Raw genomic sequence first — 15603 nt, 5'->3', positions numbered from 1 at the left:
GGCAGGGGAATTTGGGGGAGGAGTGGCGCCACGTTACCGAGTGTGGGCATGAGGTGTCCGACGGATGCCCGAATTTCAGCCGAACGGGAGAGTTTCGGAACGTGTGGTGGACGGTTGTTGATCTTCACAGGCCCTAGGTTGGCGCCGTGAGTCAGCACAAGCACAGGCGCCGGGCACCTGCCAAGAGGGCGCTGAAGCAGACGTGGGTCCTGATCGTCGCCGTGGTGGTCGTGACGGTCGCGGCCGGGGTGAGCCTCGGCCTCCTGGTCTCCGGCGGCGACGGAGGAACGGCCGGATCCGAGCAGCAGCGGTCCGCGCCGGGGACCTCCGAGGGCGCCGACCCCGGCTCCGCGGCCCAGCCGACGCCGTCGCCGACCCGGTCGTACCCGCTCTCCAAGGCACCACAGACGATCCCGGCCGTGCGTTCCCACACCGCCGCCCGCGGGCCCGGCTGGCGTCCGGCCGACAACAAGCGGGTGGTCGTGAGCGACGCGGAGCTCGCCGACGAGGGGCGGCTCATCGCCGGTGAGCTGGGGCTGACGTACGGGGGACGGAAGAACGACGCGCGTGCCGGGGACGTACGGCTGGCGCTGAGCGACGACGAGGGCGCGAACCCGGAGTCGTACACGATGACCGTGCGCGGCGGGCATGTCGCGATCAGCGGGGGCGGGGAGGCCGGGGTCTTCTACGGGACCCGGACCCTCAAGCAGGAGGTGCACGACGGCGGTACGGCGCCGGAGGGCGTCGTACGCGACGAACCCGCCAAGCCGGTGCGCGGGTTCATGCTCGACATCGCCCGCAAGTACTTCACCGCGGGCTGGATCGAGGACCGGGTGCGCGAGCTGGGCGACCTGAAGTACAACCAGCTGGGCCTGCACTTCTCCGACGACCAGGGCTTCCGCATCGAGTCCAAGTCGCATCCCGAGATCGTCTCCCAGCAGCATCTGACCAAGGCGCAGGTCCAGAAGATCGTCAGGCTCGCCCGGAGCCGGCACATCCAGATCGTGCCCGAGATCGACTCGCCGGGACATCTGGGCGCCGTCATCGCCGCACACCCCGACCTGCAGCTGCGCAACGTCAACGGGGTCGCGACCCGGGGCGCCATCGACATCTCCAAGCCCGAGTCCGGCGAGATCGTCGACGACCTGCTGAACGAGTACGCCGGTCTCTTCCCCGGCGACCAGTGGCACCTCGGCGGCGACGAGTACCAGGCGCTGGTCGTCTCCGACCCCGAGGCGTCCTACCCGCAGCTCGCCGCCGCCGCGCGGGAGGCGTACGGCTCCCGCGCCACCGTCGCCGACCTCGCCACCGGCTGGCTCAACGACCGCTCCGACACCGTCCGCGCCCATGACCGCACCCCGCGGGCGTGGAACGACGGGTTCTTCCGCGACACCACCGTCCAGCCGGACAAGGTGATCCAGGTGGCGTACTGGACGGGCAAGGAGATCGGAGCCCGGGAGCCGCTCGCGTACCTCAGCGCCGGCCGGAAGGTCATCAACTACAACGACGAGTTCCTCTACTACGTGCTCGGCGAGCCGCAGACCTTCGTCTACCCGACCGGTGAGCGGATCTACGCACAGTGGACGCCCCGGGTCCTGCGGGGGACGACGGCGGTGCCCGCCAAGTACGACCCCCAGATCCTCGGCGGGTCCTTCGCGGTCTGGTGCGACCTGGCGAACTCCCAGACCCAGGCCCAGGTGGCGGCCGGGATCCGGATGCCGCTGCGGGCGACGGTGCAGAAGCTGTGGGACCCGGGTAAGCCCTCATTGACCTGGGCCGAGTTCAGGGCGCTCGCGGACCGGCTGGACTGAGCTGTGGATTGACCCATATGCCTGCGAACCCCTGTACGACTGTGGTGTATTCGGCCCGAGCCGAACCGATCAGCCAGGGGGAACCGGGATGGGCTACTGGGGGTACTTCGTCGTGGGCCGCGGGGAGCGGCCGCTGGCGGAGCTGGACGCGCTGGCCGGCGTCGAGGGGATGACCCTGCGCGCCGAGGCGCCGGACGGCTGGCAGGTGTGGGAGTACCCGAGCGGGGACGGCGAGGTCGGCAACATGAACGACCTCGCCGGCGAGACCGGGGCGCCCGCGCTCTTCGGCTACGTCATGGACAGCGCGACGGTGGTCGTGGAGGCGGCGGCGCCGGAGAGCGGGGCGTGGACGACCTGTCTCGCGCGGGCCGCGATGGCCGGGTACATCGGCGCCTCGGACGAGGGACTGACGCTGGAGGACTACTTCCTCGAACCCGGTGACGCCGCCGAACGGGCCGTCGCCTGGGCCGCCGAGGCCGGGCACGACGTGAACGCCGAGTCGGTGGTCGACGTACTCACCGCCGAGGCGGATCCCTTGGCCGAAAACCTGTTCTTCCGGCTGCTCGACCGGCTCGGTGTCGTGCCGCTGTGACACTCCCGGGTCGTCGCACGCAGTAAGGGGAGGTGCGGGCTCCGTTAGGTGACGGTGCCCGCCAGGGGCCTGTGCGGGGACCCCGACCCTCTTAATCGACCCGCTATGGGAGGCGTGGATGAGCCTGGTGGAACTGATCGCTCAGGCCGACGAACGCGGACTGGCCGCCAGCGGGTTGGCTTGTTTGGATCGATGCGTGCCCCTGCTCGGCGGCGACGACGAGGCGCTGCGGCCGCTGTGGGCGAATCTGGCGAGCGGCGGGGACCCCGCCGAGTGGGGCGAGCTGCTGGAGCAGGTGCGCGGGAAGCTGGGCGTCGCGGAGGTCGTGGACGACACGGACATCGAGGACGAGGCCGCGCTGCTCGCCCGGCGGATGCTGGCCGCCGCACCCGCCGTACGGTCCGCCGCCGAGGCGCGGATCTGGGCCGACGCCTGCTCCGTCGCCTCCCTCCAGATACACCGGCTGCTCGACCCCGCCGAGGACGACACGGCCTCCGCCGACGGTCCGGCCGAGGCCCTCGACTCCGTCCGGGCGAGCGGGGCGCCCGGGGCGGGCCGCCCGGAGGGCATGTCGCCGCTCGTCGCCGCCGAACTGCGCCGCCAGGTCAGCGTCCTGGAGCTGCTCGCCGGGCACGGCGCCGGCGGTCTGCGCCGGGCCCTTGAGGTGTCGACCGAGGGGCGGCGGGTGCTGCGCGCGGTCGTGTCGCGGCGGGCCCGGGGGCGCGGCTGACCCGCCGGCCGACCCGGGTGTTCTCAGGCCACCAGCCATTTCACCACCGCGTCGCCGTAGTCCGCGGTCTGCTCGTAGAACGCGGTCAGGTCGCGGTGCGTCGCCGCGAACATGCCGCGTACCTCGGGCTCCAGCTCCGGTATCTCGTACGGTCGCAGCAGTCGCGGGCGCGCGTCGCGCCACAGGCCGTCGAAGTCGGTGTCCTTGAGGTATCCGGCGACCCTTCCCACCTGCGATGCGGTGAGCAGCAGGAACGGGGGCAGGGCCGGGTCGTCGTGGAAGACCGGGCGGCCGCCGAGCACCACGTTGGTGCGGGGGCCTTCCGACGCGTGGTTCGGGGGGATGCCGCAGTAGAGGAGTTCGACGTCGCCGTACAGCTTGTCGAGCACCTCCTCGCGATGGCGGCCGATCCGCTCCCGCACGGTGTTCCAGTCGTCCTCGAACAGACGCTGGAACCAGGGGGCGCTGTTGCGCAGTGCCGGGGGCGGTACCGCGCGCAGATGGAAGTACATGCTCATCAGTGACTGGAGCGGATGGGAGCGGCGAAGCGTCACTCCCGCCCAAACCTGAATCCTGGGGGAGTCCTGTGACCGTCTTCGGAGCGAGCTGGGGCGGTCCTGCGCCGGTCCGGGGAATCCGGCTGATCCGAGTGACGAATCACCGGTCGAACGCGCTCTCCAGGATGTGACGACTCAGCAGGAGACCAGGCCCCCAGCTGCGGCGAAGCCGGTGCGGTGGGCGGCGGACGCGGTGGCGACGATGCGCGAGGGGGCGCGGCTGCGACTCGACTACTCGGCGCAGAGCCTGTGGCGGGTCGACCGGATGATCGAGGAACTGCGCCGCGAGCGGACGCCGTACGCCGCCGTGGAGAACACGCTGCGCGGTCTCGGCGCGTACGCCGGTGAGGTGATCGCCCGTCAGACCGGCGCCGAGTGGTGGGCGTCGGGCGGCGACCACTGGATCCGCACGCCCGACGGCCGCCTGTGGGATCCGATCGACGAGGCCCGCCGCTGCTTCGCGGGCGACGGCTCCCTGCGGTTGCTGTGCCGGGACGCGACGAGCGGGGTAGCCGGGTAGCCGGGTGGCGAACCTGCGAACGGCCCGGAAGGGACGAACGATGAGTCAGGGGCCGATCGACCTGGTCCACCTGGCGGGGGAAGGCAACAGCGTCGTCCTGCGGATCACGGGGAGCAGGACCCGGCGGAGAGGTGAGCGCACGGTCGACGTGCTGACGAGCGAGTTCGTGGTCGACACGCCGTTCGTGAGGGGAACCCTCGCTGCCTCGTTGTTCCCCGCCGACCTGGCCGAATGGCAGGAGTGCCTCGACGCGCTCGACGCCGGAGCGGCCATCACCTGGCGCGACGCCGCACGCGGCCCCACGCTGTCCATCGAACGCGACGAGTCCGACGAAAGACTCCGCGTCACCCTCAGGGACGACGTGAGCACGTTGACCACCGTGACCGTGACGGTGCCCCTGGCCGACTCCTGGTTCGACGACGCCTACGACCGTCTCGAACAGGTCAGGAACATCTTTCCTCCGGCTACCCCACCCGTTTCGTCGGACCCATGACCCGGCCGGGGACCCCGTGCAGTGGGCGGGGTCCCCGGCCGGGTGTGGGTGGGGGTCAGGGCGTCAGGGTCTGGCCCAGGTGGGCGTCCGTCGGGGTGCCCAGGGCCGTCTTGCTGTGGATGACCGCCTGGGTGTAGCCGAGGCCCGTGCTGTTGCTCGGGAGGTACAGCACGATGCCGTCCGTGCCGTCCTCGCCCTCGGCGCCGAGCGTCAGGTCCGCACGGCCGTAGCCCGACAGGTCCGTCAGCGAGACGGCGGAGCCGAACAGGTCGCTCGTCTCGGCCGAGCCGGGGACGCCGGTCGTGTCCTGCGAGACGCGGACCGAGCCGGTGCCGGTCAGGCCGGACGCCGTTCCCTTGGCCAACAGCACGTCACCCGCGTTGGACTGGTTCACGCCCGCGCGTGGGAAGTCCTCGCCGGGGATGCCGGTCAGGGCGTCGGCGTATCCGTCGGCGTTGTAGTCGCCGACCGAGACGGAGGCGCCGAACAGGTCGCCGGACTCGTTGCCGCCCGCGACGTTCGCCGTGTCCTGGTGGATCGTCGTCATGCCGGTCGTGGTGAAGCCCGTCGAAGTGCCCGGGACCATCGTGATCTGGCCGCCCGAGAGGCCGCCCGACTCCGACGCGACGGGCTGTCCGATGACGATGTCGTCGTAGCCGTTGCCGTTGATGTCGCCCGCGGCGAGGGAGCGGCCGCCCTTGACCGAGATGACCCCGGCCTTGGTCAGGCCGGTCGCCGAGCCCGCGAAGCGGAGCACGCGGCCGATGCCGCCGGTGTCGCGGTAGTTGAGGGCGACGTCCGCGTAGCCGTCCCGGTTGAAGTCGCCGGTCGCGGCGTCCAGGTAGGCGACGGCGCCGGTGGCCGTGGTGAGCGTGCCGGACGTCGTCGCGCCGCCGGTCAGCCGGACGTGCCAGTTGCCGCCCTTGCCGGTGCCGGCCGCGAACACGTCCGCCTTGCCGTCGCCGTTGAAGTCGCCGACGGTGACCGTGGAGCCGAGCTTGGCGCCGGTCGCCGTGACACTGCCGGACGTGGTGTACGAGAAGCCGGTGTTCAGGGCCGGGCCGTACATGACGACGACCTGGCCCCGGTCCGCGTGGCCGCTGGTGTCGTCCTCGCCGGGCGCCCCGATCGCGAGGTCGGCGTAGCCGTCGCCGTTGACGTCGCCCCACGCGGTGGCGGCGCCGAAGTTGTCGCCGGACTCGTGGGAGCCGGGCACGCCGGTGCTGTTCTGGGTGAGGGTCCGCCGCGCGGCCGGGACCGGGCCGTCGAGGCCGCCCGGGACGACGGTGAGGGTGCCGCCGTTGCTCAGCGCGCGGGGCGTGCCGGCGACCAGGTCGTCGATGCCGTCACGGTTGAAGTCCGAGGTGGCCAGGGCGTGCGAGATGCCCGGGGTCTTCGCGGTCTGGGCGATCCGGGTGAGCTTGGGGTAGAGGTTCGCGCCGGGGCAGGCCGTGGAGTTGGTGTCCCGGTGGCCGAAGACCCGCGGCAGGGTGACCGAAGTGCCCTCCGGGATCTTGTTGCCGCTGTAGCCCTGCGGGACGCCGGAGGTCAGCGTGACCTTGCCCGTCGGGTCGATGCCGTACATGCCGAACTTCCAGGCCACGATCCGCGCGATGGCGTCCAGCCCGGCGTGGCTGGGCTTGGCCGACTCGAAGTTGCCGATGTAGGAGATGCCGACCGTGTTGGTGTTGAACCCGGCGTCGTGCGCGCCGATCACCGGCAGGTCCACGCCGCCGCTGCGGCCCTCGAAGATCTGGCCGCACTTGTCGACGACGAAGTTGTAGCCGATGTCGAAGTAGCCCTGGCTGAAGTGACCCTGCTGGATGGTGCGCATCCGGGCCCTGGACTCGGCGCAGGACAGGCCGTTGTCGCTGTCCACGCCGGTGTGGTGGACGACGGCGGCCTTGATCTCGGTGCCGTACTCCGGAGTGCCGTCGTAGTCCGTGGACGCGCCCCACTCCGCCTGGGTGATGACCGGCGGCTTGACGACCGTCGAGGGACGGGGCGCGGGGACCGTGGGGGTGGGGGAGGCGGTCGGGGAGGCGGACTCGGTGGGCGTCCCGGTGGCCGTCGGCTCGTCCGTGGGCGTCGGGGAGTCCGTGGACGTGGCCGTCTCAGTGGCCGTCGCCGTCTCTGTGGGGGTGGCCGGGTCAGTGGGGGTGGCCGGGTCCGTCGGGACGGGGGTGTCCGTCGCCGGTGCCGTGGTCTCCTCCGCCGCGAAGGCGGCCGGCCGTATCCTGCCCTTGGGGTCCGTGCCCGGGTCGAGCAGCTTGACGTCCATTCCGGCGGGCTGTCCCGCCGCCTCGCTGCCGTCCGCGCCCACGACCCGCACCTCGATGCCGTCGGAGTCGCCCGTCCACACCGACTCGGTGCCGCCGCGCAGGGCCGCCCGCGTGCCCTCCTCGCCGTCCGCCTGGCTCGGCTCGACGGTGACCTTCTGCCAGCCGGACCACTCGCCGGTCTCGATGTCCCGGGTGCGTACCTCCGGCGTGCCCTTGGCCTTCGCCTCGGGGTCGGTCCAGGTCAGCACGACCGCGCTGAAGCGGTCGGTGTCCTGCTTGGCCAGACCCTTGCGGCCCGAGCCGCGGTCCTTGAGCTTGAGCGTGTGGACGGCCGGTGCACGGGTCTTCGCCTTGGCGTCGGCCGGCGCGGACGGATCCGCGATGGCATACGTCACGACGCCGGCGCCGCTCAGTGCGACGGCTCCCACCGTCAGCCACGCACGTCTCTTGAGGCTGAGCGGTTTGTACGCATGGGTCCTGCGAGGACTCAACTGTCCCACCCCTAGTAAATGGTCACGACTGCATCACCTGTCACACAGGTGGCACATACAGACAGCGCACAGGTGGCTGGAACTGTCACTCTCGGGCGAGTTCCGAACGAAGAACGTCATTCAGCGTCAACAAGCAAGCGGGGCCGGTCCCTTGACGGACCCGGCCCCGCTGCCCGAAGCGTGTCAGGCCGCCCAGACCTCGGCCTCGTCGGCCGGGACGGTGGTGGCCAGGCCCAGCTCCTTGCGGGCGGCGACCGACTTGTTCGGGTCGATGCCGCCGAAGGCCGAGTCGTAGGCGATGTAGAACGCGTCGGCGTCGGCGGCGCTCGCGGCCTTCCGCCAGGAGTCCGCCGCCTTCGTCAGCTGCTCGCGCAGCTTGCCGACCTCGGTGCCGTCGATGCCCTTCAGGCCCTCGAGGTGCGTGTCCAGGGCGGCGGCGACGGCCTTGGCCTGCGCCTTGTAACCCGGCAGGTCCTCCTCGACGGTGTCCTTCTCGGGCTGGGTCGCCCACAGCGCGTCGTAGACGCCGTTCGAACCCTTCAGGTACGTGGTCTGCTCCGGCTTCAGCGACTTGACGTCGGGGTTCAGCTCGCCGGTGAAGGTGCCCGACTCCTTGGTGTAGGTGCAGCTGACGGCGCGGTCGCCCGTCGCCCAGCTCTCCTTGGTCGGGGTGTAGTAGAAGATCGCGACGCCCTTGGGGAGCGCCCAGGTGTCCGGGGCGAACTTCGCCGCCTCGACCGGGCATCGCTTGTCGGCGATCGCCGAGACCGCCTCGTCGCCGGGGTACGCCTTCTCCTCGGTGATCGAGAACTCACCGGCGACCTGCCCCTCGTGCGCCTCGGCGCACGGCACGATCTCGACGGTGTAGGCGGTGCCCTCGCTCTTGCCGTTCGGGTTGTAGCAGTCGCCGACGTCCAGCGAGTACACCGAGCGCTGGCGGGCCACCTTCTTGGCGCCGTCCGTGGCGCTGTCGACGGCGTCCGAGACGTCCGAACACCCCACCGCACCGATCGCGAGCAAGGCGACTACGGCAGATATGCCGCGAAGAGAACGATAAGGGGCATCAATGGCCATGACGTTTACATCCTCTTAAGTAATCTTCTTAAGTGATCTTTATGGGGGGCGCGCGCATCGTATGCCATCCCTGTGGCATCGCTGTGCGAAGGCCCCTGTCCCGCCACGGCGTCTCTGACTCGCGACGGCCCGCAAGGGTTGTAGGCCGGCCGCTCCGGGCGGCCCCTGTGACACTTCTGTGAGCTCAGGCGCTGATGTGCGTGGAGGGACGTGGGCAAGGGTGGCCGCGCCGCAAGGTGCGGATTCGCCACGAACCGGTACGGACGAGGACAGTTCTTGGGCCAGGGAGGGGAACCCCGCCGCGTGCGCGCGCACGACGGGGAATTGGGCGCGGCCGTCGCGCGGGCCCAGGAAGGCGACGAGGCCGCGTTCGCGGTCGCGTACCGGCTCGTGCAGCCCGGACTGCTCGGTTATCTGCGCGGGCTGGTCGGGGACGACGCGGAGGACGTGGCGTCCGACGCCTGGCTGGAGATCGCCCGTGACCTCGGGCGGTTCAAGGGCGACGGGGCCGGGTTCCGGGGCTGGAGCGCGACCATCGCCCGGCACCGGGCGCTGGATCATCTGCGTCGGCAGAAGGTACGGCCCCGGGCGTCGGCTCTGGAGCAGGACGTACTGGAGCTGCCCGGTCCGCACAGCACGCACGACCAGGCGCTGGAGTCGATCTCCACGGAGCACGCCCTGGAGCTGGTCGGCGGGCTGCCGCGGGACCAGGCCGAGGCGGTGCTGCTGCGGGTGATCGTCGGCCTCGACGCCCCGGCGGCGGCACGCGTCCTGGGCAAGCGCCCGGGGGCGGTCCGCACGGCCGCGTACCGGGGGCTGAAGCGTCTGGCCAAGCAGCTGGGCGTACAAGGTGTGACGGATGACGGCCCCCGGACGCTGGGGGAATCGAAATGAACAGTGAGGGTGACGACGGCGGCAGGGCGACTGTCCCGCCGAACAGCCGTCGCTGACCGGTCGACGAGCGGGCGCGTGAGTCGTACGGGGCCTGATGTACGTACAGGCTCTACGAACTCGTAAGTCACAGCTGTCACATTGATTACGTAGGCCACATGGTCATCGCGACCACATGGGCCCAAGAGCCATAGGGGCCGGACGGGATGTGTGCGACACACACGCCCGGCAGGTCGATCGAGTGAGTCGGACAGGGACGGAAAACGGACATGGGTGAACAGCAGAACGGCGGTGGGGCCCTCGGCCGTCGGCGTGTGCACCCTGGTGGCATCGCCTCCGCCCCGGACATGGCGTCCGGCGAGGAGGCCCTCGAAGCCCTCCTCTCCGCCGCGGTGCTGCGCGGACACCGTCTGGACGCCGACGGCGAGCAGCGGGCGGTGGCCGCGTTCCGGGCCGCCCGGGACGCCGGCGCGCACCGGGCCCGCACCCGGCGCCGCGACGACTGGCGGCCCCGCGAGCAGCGGCGGCTGGCGCTGTCGGTGAAGACCACGCTCTCCGTGTTCGTCGCGAGCCTCACCCTCGGCGGAGCCGCGTTCGCCGCGATCGGCACGTCCGGCTTCGGGGACGACCCCGCCCACGACAACGGCAGACCCACCCCGGCCGGCAGTGCCCCCGACCGGTCGGCCGGCAAGTCGTCCGCGGCGTCCGGCGCGGGCTCCGCCAGGCCCGGCCACCCGACCACGGCCAAGGACACCGAGGCCAAGTGCCGCGCCTACGAGCAGGTCAAGGACAACGGCAAGGCTCTGGACTCGACGGCCTGGGAGCGCCTGGTCGCGGCGGCGGGCGGTGCCGACGACGTGGCCGCGTACTGCGCCGAGCAACTGGCGGCGGCGAAGAACGGGCCGACCGGGAAGGCCACCGAGCCGACCCGGAAGACCGACGGGGGCCCTGCCACCGGCAACGGCCAGAGCCGGGACGGCAGCACGAACGGGAACGGGAACTCCGGCAAGAGCGCCGGGAAGAAGGACTGACTCGGCGGCCACGAAACCGCTCGGGCTCCGGGCTGGGGCCAAGGGGCCGATTCGAGGACCGGGGCGCCGGTCAAAGGGGAGAGGCCCGGTCAAAGGGGAGAGGCCCGGTCAAAGGGGAGAGCTCTGGTCAAAGGGCAGAGCCCCGATTCATGGTGAGGGCTTTCGGCTTCCGAGCCGCGGACATGCCCCTCTGACGCGCACCGAGGCAACGGCCGGGGCCGCCACCCCCCACAGGAGAGGCCCCGGCCGTCGCGCGGCACGGGCCGCGCGGCGGCCCGTACTCTCTACAGCGCCATGACTGCGTTTTCTGTCACACCTGGACGGACAGAACGCGGATTCCCGGGTAGTTGCATGTTGTACGGACATGGACGGGCAGCGGTTTCAGGCCGTAACGTGCCTTTCGCGCCGGACGCGGAGGGTGTAAGACCACCGCAACGACCTGCGGTCTCGGCACCGCAACCACCAATTGAGGTAATTCAGTGCTGGGGGACGACGCGGAGCTGACCGCCGCGGTGCTTGCGGCACAGGACGGGAACGAGACCGCGTTCCGGACTGTGTACCGATCCGTGCACCCGCGGCTGCTCGGGTACGTGCGCACGCTGGTCGGCGACCCGGACGCCGAGGACGTCGCCTCGGAGGCGTGGTTGCAGATAGCGCGCGACCTGGAGCGGTTCAGTGGCGACGCGGACCGGTTCCGCGGCTGGGCGGCCCGGATAGCCCGAAACCGCGCGCTCGACCACATACGCATGCGCGGCCGCCGTCCCGCGATCGGTGGCGACGAGACGGAGCTGACCGGGAAGGCCGCCGAGTCCGACACCGCGGGCGAGGCCATGGAGGCCCTGGCCACCGACGGCACCCTCTCCCTCATCTCGCGGCTGCCACAGGACCAGGCCGAAGCCGTCGTGCTGCGAGTGGTCGTGGGGCTCGACGCCAAGACGGCCGCCGAGACGCTCGGCAAGCGTCCGGGCGCCGTACGGACCGCCGCGCACCGGGGTTTGAAGCGGCTCGCCGAGCTGCTCGGCGACGATCCGGAATCGGCCGGGGTGCTCGACGCCCTTCCTCCCCAGCGAGAACCGCGCCGCAACGCGGTGACGTCCGCGAGTGTGACGCATATGCGCGCGCGGACGCAGAAGGATGTGTGATGGCCGACGAGCAGTACAGGTGGCTGGACCGCGAAACGGCGGAGCGATTGCTGCGCGGAGAGTCACTCGAAGCTGTCGACCCGGCCGACCGCGACCAGGCCGAACGCCTCGCCAAGACGCTTGAGGCCCTGACCGTCGAAACCCCTCGGACCAGCGACGAACTGCCCGGAGAGACCGCCGCGTTGGCCGCGTTCCGCGCCGCGCGCGAGGGCCGCGACGCCGCCTCCGGCACCGTCGGCGAGAGCCTCGGACGCCCAGCCTCCGCGGCCGCGGACGTCGGGCTCGTCCGGCTCGGCAGCCCTGCCCGCACCGCCCGCCGCCCCCGCTGGACCCGTCCCGTACGGCTCGGTCTCGCCGCCGCGCTGGCCGCCGGCATGGTCGGCGGAGTCGGGGTCGCGGCCGGAACCGGAGTCCTGCCGACGCCGTTCGACCGGAACGAACCGGCCCGTCCGGCCGCCACGGTCTCCGCGCCCGTCCCCCCGGAACAGCCGCTCATCTCGCCGTCCCCGCGGACCGGTGGCGAGGAGGAGCCCACGCCCGACGGCGGCTCCCGGCCCCCGAACGCCTCCGGCGCTCCCGAGGACACGGTGGCACCCGGCGGCGGCCCGGCCGCAGACCACGACGCCGCCTCGAAGGACGGCGCGAAGTCCGACGGATGGCGCAAAGCCGTCAGGTCCTACTGCCGTGACGTACGCGACGGCAGACCCCTGCCCCCGGACCGCCGCCGCACCCTGGAGGGCGTGGCCGGCAGTTCCGCCCGCGTGTGGAAGTACTGCAAGAGCGTCCTCGGCGGCGCCGGTGAGAGCACCCGGTCCCAGCGCGACGGGGGCGAGGACGAGGGCGACGACAAGGGCCGCGGCAAGGGCGACGACGATCAGGACAAGGACAGAGGCAAAGGTCAGGGCAAGGACAAGGGCAAGGGCGACGGTCACGGCAGGGGCCGGGGCGACGACGAGGACCGCTCCCGTGGCGACCGCGACGGCCGCCTTGAGGGCAGAGCTTCGCGCACCACGTCGACCGTGACCGGCCTCGTGTCCGACGGCGCCGGGCCGGCCGCCCCCGCGCTCCTGTCGCCCGGCCCGTCCTACCGCACCCTCTGATCAGGGCGTACGCCCGCACCCTCTCTCGCCTGAAGCCTCTGACCTGGGGTTTTATGAATCCGGGAAAATTCTTCGGCGCAAGAGTGACGTTTTCGGCCGCCATGGCGCTGAACTGAGTGAGCCGACTGGTCATCGGCCAAGCACAGAGCCGGGGTTCCCCCCGTACCTGCGGCTCGTGCATCGGCGCGGGCGGGACACGTTCCCCCGGTCCCGCCCGCGCCCCACATCACCAGTGGACGACGACCTTGTCGCCGATCCTCACCTCGGCGAACATCTGCCCGATGGCCCGCTCGTCACTCACGTTGACACAGCCGTGCGAGGCCCCGGCGTAACCCCTGGCCGCGAAGTCGGACGAGTAGTGCACCGCCTGGCCGCCGCTGAAGAACATCGCGTACGGCATGGAGGAGTCATAGAGCGTCGACACATGGTTCCGTGACTTCCAGTAGACGGTGAACTCGCCCTCCCGCGTCGGCGTGTACTGCGAGCCGAACCGCACCGGCATCTCCACGACCGTGCGCCCGTCGACCATCCAGCGCAGCGTCCGGCTCGACTTGCTGATGCACAGCACCCGGCCGGTCAGACACCGCGCGTCCGGGGCGTCGGCCGGCTGACCTCCCATCAGATACAGGTCCCACATGCCGGGTTCACGGGTCATCTTCAGCAGCCGGTCCCAGGTGGCCTGGTCGGTCCTGCCCGTCTCGGGCAGCCCGCGCTTGCCCTGGAAGCCCTTGACCGCCTGCGCGGTGAGATCGTCGTAGGTCCCGGTCGGCCCGTCGAAGAGCCAGGCGACCTGCCGCAGCCGCGCCTGGAGTTCGCGTACGTCCCGGCCGGTGTCGCCCGACTGCCACAGCACGACGGGCGCCGGGGCCGGCGCCTTCGAGGGCGGCTTGTCGTCGGGCGCGTCCGACTTCGGAGACGGTGTACCGCTCGGGAGCTCTATGCGCACCGGCGAGTGCCGTTCACCGTCGGCGGTCTGCACGGTACAGCCGCTGAGCACGGCGAGCGTGGCGCCGGCGGCCAGCACCGCCGTGGATCTGCCCTTACCTCTGGTACGCACCTTCCCCGTATCCCCGATACGCATCCTCGCCATGCCCCTGATACGCATCCGGCCCCCCTGCGTCTCATCGCGACCCCCCGACCGGCCGACCGGCCGCTCGATGTCACCTGAGATGTTCCCCTCGGGTGACCCGTCGCGAACTACGCGGCATGGTGGGAGACGGAGTGGGACCCGGAGGCGGCCGCCCCTGCCGGGGTGTACTGGCAGACAACAGGCACTGCAACGCGGAGGCACACCATGGCGCGCGAGTCGGAGTCGGGACTGCCCATCGAGCCGGTCTACGGGCCGGACGCGCTGACCGGCTGGGACCCGGCCGAGAAGCTGGGCGAGCCGGGCTCATACCCCTACACCCGCGGCGTGTACCCCACGATGTACACCGGCCGGCCCTGGACGATGCGCCAGTACGCCGGCTTCGGCACGGCGACGGAGTCCAACGCCCGCTATCGCGACCTGATCGCACACGGCACGACGGGCCTTTCGGTCGCCTTCGACCTGCCCACCCAGATGGGCCACGACTCCGACGCCCCGATCGCGCACGGCGAGGTCGGCAAGGTGGGCGTGGCCATCGACTCGATCGACGACATGCGGGTGCTGTTCGGCGGGATCCCGCTGGGCGAGGTGTCCACGTCGATGACGATCAACGCGCCGGCCGCGCTGCTGCTCCTGCTGTACCAGCTGGTCGCCGAGGAGCAGGGCGTCACGGCGGACCGGCTCACCGGCACCATCCAGAACGACGTGCTGAAGGAGTACATCGCGCGCGGCACGTACATCTTCCCGCCCAAGCCGTCCCTCCGGCTGATCGCCGACATCTTCAAGTACTGCAGGGCCGAAATCCCGAAGTGGAACACGATCTCGATCTCCGGCTACCACATGGCCGAGGCGGGCGCCTCCCCCGCGCAGGAGATCGCCTTCACCCTCGCGGACGGCATCGAGTACGTCCGCACGGCGGTCGCGGCCGGTATGGACGTCGACGACTTCGCGCCGCGGCTGTCCTTCTTCTTCGTGTCCCGTACGACGCTCCTGGAGGAGGTCGCCAAGTTCCGTGCCGCCCGCCGTATCTGGGCGCGGGTGATGCGCGAGGAGTTCGGCGCGCGCGACCCCAAGTCCCTGATGCTGCGCTTCCACACACAGACGGCCGGGGTGCAGCTGACGGCCCAGCAACCGGAGGTGAACCTGGTGCGCGTCGCGGTGCAGGGCCTCGCGGCGGTCCTCGGCGGCACCCAGTCCCTGCACACGAACTCCTTCGACGAGGCCATCGCGCTGCCCACGGACAAGTCGGCCCGCCTCGCCCTGCGCACCCAGCAGGTGCTGGCCTACGAGACGGACGTGACGGCGACGGTCGACCCGTTCGCCGGCTCCTACGTCGTCGAGCGGATGACGGACGACGTGGAGGGCGCGGCCGTCGATCTGATGCGGCGGGTCGAGGACCTCGGCGGCGCGGTCGCGGCCATCGAGCACGGTTTCCAGAAGGGCGAGATCGAGCGCAGCGCGTACCGGATCGCCCAGGAGACGGACTCCGGCGAGCGGGTGGTCGTCGGAGTCAACCGCTTCCAGCTGCACGAGGAGGAGCCCTACGAGCCGCTCCGCGTCGACCCCGCCATCGAGGCCCGGCAGGCCGAACGTCTGGCGAGCCTGCGCGCCGAGCGCGACTCGCGGGCGGTGGAGGCGGCCCTGACCGCCCTGAAGAAGGCCGCCGAGGGCGAGGACAACGTCCTGTACCCGATGAAGGAGGCGCTACGGGCCAGGGCGACCGTGGGCGAGGTGTGCAACGCGCTGCGGGAGGTGTGGGGGACGTATGTCCCGTCGGATGCCTTCTGAGCTGGGCGAATACT

Annotated in this window: 14 protein-coding genes; 10 read left to right on the top strand and 4 right to left on the bottom strand. The window is 71.3% G+C overall.

Annotation, left to right across the window (positions count from 1 at the left end; translation table 11 throughout):
- Positions 1 to 191: 191 nt before the first annotated feature.
- The 3 genes from ACFPQ9_RS15760 to ACFPQ9_RS15750 all read left to right on the top strand — a co-directional run bounded on the left by ACFPQ9_RS15760 (position 192) and on the right by ACFPQ9_RS15750 (position 3133).
- Complete coding sequence (locus ACFPQ9_RS15760; RefSeq protein ID WP_380853916.1) at positions 192 to 1811, top strand: family 20 glycosylhydrolase; 1620 nt, start codon at positions 192 to 194, stop codon at positions 1809 to 1811.
- A gap of 88 nt (positions 1812 to 1899) precedes the next feature.
- Positions 1900 to 2403 (top strand): hypothetical protein, encoded by a 504-nt coding sequence (locus ACFPQ9_RS15755; RefSeq protein ID WP_380853105.1) that lies wholly within the window; start codon positions 1900 to 1902, stop codon positions 2401 to 2403.
- 118 nt (positions 2404 to 2521) lie between these two features.
- Positions 2522 to 3133 carry a hypothetical protein gene (locus ACFPQ9_RS15750; protein WP_380853103.1) on the top strand — a complete coding sequence of 204 codons (612 nt, stop codon included), beginning with the start codon at positions 2522 to 2524 and terminating at the stop codon, positions 3131 to 3133.
- Positions 3134 to 3156: 23 nt separating this feature from the next.
- Here the strand turns inward: ACFPQ9_RS15750 and ACFPQ9_RS15745 are convergent, their stop codons facing one another.
- Positions 3157 to 3687 carry a DUF1877 family protein gene (locus ACFPQ9_RS15745; protein ID WP_380853101.1) on the bottom strand — a complete coding sequence of 177 codons (531 nt, stop codon included), beginning with the start codon at positions 3685 to 3687 and terminating at the stop codon, positions 3157 to 3159.
- Between the two features lie 130 nt (positions 3688 to 3817).
- On the opposite strand from ACFPQ9_RS15745, the gene ACFPQ9_RS15740 reads away from it, so the two are divergent.
- Both ACFPQ9_RS15740 and ACFPQ9_RS15735 read left to right on the top strand, forming a co-directional pair.
- Entirely contained in the window at positions 3818 to 4210 is a 393-nt protein-coding gene (locus ACFPQ9_RS15740; protein WP_380853099.1) for a hypothetical protein, read from the top strand.
- A 40-nt stretch (positions 4211 to 4250) separates the two neighbouring features.
- Positions 4251 to 4703 carry a DUF5959 family protein gene (locus ACFPQ9_RS15735; RefSeq protein ID WP_380853097.1) on the top strand — a complete coding sequence of 151 codons (453 nt, stop codon included), beginning with the start codon at positions 4251 to 4253 and terminating at the stop codon, positions 4701 to 4703.
- A 55-nt stretch (positions 4704 to 4758) separates the two neighbouring features.
- Here the strand turns inward: ACFPQ9_RS15735 and ACFPQ9_RS15730 are convergent, their stop codons facing one another.
- Both ACFPQ9_RS15730 and ACFPQ9_RS15725 read right to left on the bottom strand, forming a co-directional pair.
- Positions 4759 to 7419, bottom strand: coding sequence for an FG-GAP-like repeat-containing protein (locus tag ACFPQ9_RS15730; RefSeq protein ID WP_380853915.1), 2661 nt, complete (start codon positions 7417 to 7419; stop codon positions 4759 to 4761).
- 240 nt (positions 7420 to 7659) lie between these two features.
- Entirely contained in the window at positions 7660 to 8550 is an 891-nt protein-coding gene (locus tag ACFPQ9_RS15725; protein ID WP_380853096.1) for a septum formation family protein, read from the bottom strand.
- Between the two features lie 276 nt (positions 8551 to 8826).
- Between ACFPQ9_RS15725 and ACFPQ9_RS15720 the strand changes: the two genes are divergently transcribed.
- From ACFPQ9_RS15720 to ACFPQ9_RS15705, 4 genes are all read left to right on the top strand, one after another.
- Complete coding sequence (locus ACFPQ9_RS15720; protein WP_380853094.1) at positions 8827 to 9444, top strand: RNA polymerase sigma factor; 618 nt, start codon at positions 8827 to 8829, stop codon at positions 9442 to 9444.
- A 266-nt stretch (positions 9445 to 9710) separates the two neighbouring features.
- On the top strand, positions 9711 to 10472 hold the full coding sequence (locus ACFPQ9_RS15715) for a hypothetical protein (RefSeq protein ID WP_380853092.1): 762 nt from the start codon (positions 9711 to 9713) through the stop codon (positions 10470 to 10472).
- Between the two features lie 479 nt (positions 10473 to 10951).
- Positions 10952 to 11614 (top strand): RNA polymerase sigma factor, encoded by a 663-nt coding sequence (locus ACFPQ9_RS15710; RefSeq protein ID WP_380853090.1) that lies wholly within the window; start codon positions 10952 to 10954, stop codon positions 11612 to 11614.
- A complete protein-coding gene (locus tag ACFPQ9_RS15705; protein ID WP_380853088.1) occupies positions 11614 to 12714 on the top strand; it encodes a hypothetical protein in 1101 nt (366 codons plus the stop codon). Before ACFPQ9_RS15710 ends, ACFPQ9_RS15705 begins: the two co-directional genes overlap by 1 nt.
- A 226-nt stretch (positions 12715 to 12940) precedes the next feature.
- On the opposite strand, the gene ACFPQ9_RS15700 is transcribed toward ACFPQ9_RS15705, so the two are convergent.
- Positions 12941 to 13795 carry a L,D-transpeptidase family protein gene (locus tag ACFPQ9_RS15700; protein WP_380853086.1) on the bottom strand — a complete coding sequence of 285 codons (855 nt, stop codon included), beginning with the start codon at positions 13793 to 13795 and terminating at the stop codon, positions 12941 to 12943.
- Positions 13796 to 14008: 213 nt separating this feature from the next.
- Between ACFPQ9_RS15700 and ACFPQ9_RS15695 the strand changes: the two genes are divergently transcribed.
- Complete coding sequence (locus ACFPQ9_RS15695) at positions 14009 to 15589, top strand: acyl-CoA mutase large subunit family protein (RefSeq protein ID WP_380853085.1); 1581 nt, start codon at positions 14009 to 14011, stop codon at positions 15587 to 15589.
- Positions 15590 to 15603: the final 14 nt, after the last annotated feature.

Source organism: Streptomyces coerulescens (genome assembly GCF_042657965.1).
GTDB lineage: Bacteria > Actinomycetota > Actinomycetes > Streptomycetales > Streptomycetaceae > Streptomyces > Streptomyces coerulescens.
The sequence above is the reverse complement of the archived record's forward strand: the minus strand, read 5'-3'. Positions and strand labels throughout refer to the sequence as shown.

What these genes read in the sequence shown, in the direction of transcription:
- ACFPQ9_RS15755 (WP_380853105.1), top strand. Translation starts at nt 1,900, where the DNA reads ATGGGCTACTGGGGGTACTTCGTCGTGGGCCGCGGGGAGCGGCCGCTG.
- ACFPQ9_RS15750 (WP_380853103.1), top strand. Translation starts at nt 2,522, where the DNA reads ATGAGCCTGGTGGAACTGATCGCTCAGGCCGACGAACGCGGACTGGCC.
- ACFPQ9_RS15735 (WP_380853097.1), top strand. Translation starts at nt 4,251, where the DNA reads ATGAGTCAGGGGCCGATCGACCTGGTCCACCTGGCGGGGGAAGGCAAC.
- ACFPQ9_RS15725 (WP_380853096.1), bottom strand. Translation starts at nt 8,550, where the DNA reads ATGGCCATTGATGCCCCTTATCGTTCTCTTCGCGGCATATCTGCCGTA.
- ACFPQ9_RS15715 (WP_380853092.1), top strand. Translation starts at nt 9,711, where the DNA reads ATGGGTGAACAGCAGAACGGCGGTGGGGCCCTCGGCCGTCGGCGTGTG.
- ACFPQ9_RS15705 (WP_380853088.1), top strand. Translation starts at nt 11,614, where the DNA reads ATGGCCGACGAGCAGTACAGGTGGCTGGACCGCGAAACGGCGGAGCGA.
- ACFPQ9_RS15700 (WP_380853086.1), bottom strand. Translation starts at nt 13,795, where the DNA reads ATGCGTATCGGGGATACGGGGAAGGTGCGTACCAGAGGTAAGGGCAGA.
- ACFPQ9_RS15695 (WP_380853085.1), top strand. Translation starts at nt 14,009, where the DNA reads ATGGCGCGCGAGTCGGAGTCGGGACTGCCCATCGAGCCGGTCTACGGG.